General features: G+C 33.6%; 1 protein-coding gene. It reads right to left on the minus strand.

Going from position 1 to position 1,738, the window contains the following annotated elements:
* Positions 1 to 1,181: 1,181 nt before the first annotated feature.
* On the minus strand, positions 1,182 to 1,738 hold a 557-nt coding region (locus ACFVSH_RS26315; protein WP_387708753.1), incomplete at its 5' end, for an MBL fold metallo-hydrolase.

Consider the following 1,738-nt stretch of genomic DNA (forward strand, 5'->3'; position numbering starts at 1 on the left):
TTTATAGGACCTCCTAGTTCATTGAAATTACCTTGTTCCAAACTATTCAAATAAACATTGGAAACATTCATTCATTTTATTCGAAATGTTTGTCTTTCTTATAATTAGACTTAGTTAAAGAAAAAGGCATTGTCGTTAGCAGTCCCGTAAAGGAGCTGCTAACGACAATGCCTTTCATGGAATCCTTCCACTCTTTGATAAAGTGAGAAAGATTCGATATCCTGAAAAGGTAATCTTTGATTTTCATTTTAAGGTAGTTCCATTTTTAAATCAATATATACATTTTCTGGTGCCACTTATTTTATAGCCGCAATCGCAGCGATGGAATTCGAAACTAAAAGAAATGTTAATAGGATAGACGTTATAACGATACCAGCATTGAGTCTTGTAGCCCCGTGAAGAATTCTGGGAACTAGATGATTGAATATTTCTCAAACAAAGAATATCGTAGTCAGCCAAGCGAAATCCCGATCAACACAGCATAACTTTTAATCCATCCTTTTCCTTTAATCGACAGTAAAATAGTAAGTAACTTTACACTATTTTTGGACATCACAAACTAGGCGTAAAATAATCTTACATCCTGCTTTTCCACCGGGTTAAGGAAAAATCCCTTTTTTATATCGATTGGGAGTGCTTACAAGATATGGACTTCTACACATTTTGTTGTCTTCTTCGCTTTTTAAAAACTTCTTAAAGGTTTTTTAATGCTTGTTAAATTGGTTTTCCTTTTGCGTACTTTAAATAGGCAATATTGTTTGTTCTCCAGCTGAACTTTTTAAAAACTAAAATAATCTTTTGGCTGCGGTTGGTCATCTTACTTAGAATTTAATAGTGGGTAATCAGTGTAGCCTTTGCTATCTTTATCGTAAAATGTTGTGCGACCTGGTTCAATTAATTGTGCATCCGTTTTTAATCGTTCAACAAAATCTGGATTATTTAATGCCCATGCTCCTACAGAATCGACATCTGCAAGGTTTGCCTCGATGTCTGTATCAATCTTTTCAAAAGGATGGCCATTACCCCAAACGCAGTTACTTTACCTACCGAATACTCGTTAATTGGAGAACTAATCATATCCCCCATTATACTTCACACATAGTTTAAATGATTAATAGTTCATAAATCCTAAAGCCATCCCCTTATTTTAAAATTGAAAATAAATAAGGCCCTTCAATGATTTAGTTGCAATAATAATGCCAAATTCCTTTCTCCATTTCCTTATTAATTTCCCCTTGTAATTCAAGATAATCTAGATAACCAATAATTTCAGACATAATATTGAAAAACTGCTTTTCATACTTTTCTTTATATCGTAATTGGGCAATTCCACTTGCGGTTGAAATTCCGGATTTAATAATGCTTATGTATTTGTTGGCTTTTTCATCAATCTCTTTTATTCTTTCTTTTAATAAATCAACAGGATTTTCTATGATCATACCGTGACCTGAAAAAACGAGTTCAACATTCAATGACGAACATTTCTCTAATGACTGCTTTTGATGGACCAAGGATTTTGTACGGATCCCATCATAATCTGGTTCAATGAAGGCATTGCTAGGAATATTTTCAATTAATAAATCTCCAGCAAATAGCCACTTACACTCTTTGTCATAAAAGGCAACCTGGTCTGGAGCGTGCCCTGGGATTTCCAAAATCTCAAAGCCAAAAATTTGTTTATTGGTAATTTCTTGGATTTCGCAATGGATTTTTTTATCCTCACCTAGAATAATAGGAT

It is taken from the genome of Peribacillus sp. NPDC058002 (genome assembly GCF_042886655.1).
GTDB lineage: Bacteria > Bacillota > Bacilli > Bacillales > DSM-1321 > Peribacillus > Peribacillus aracenensis.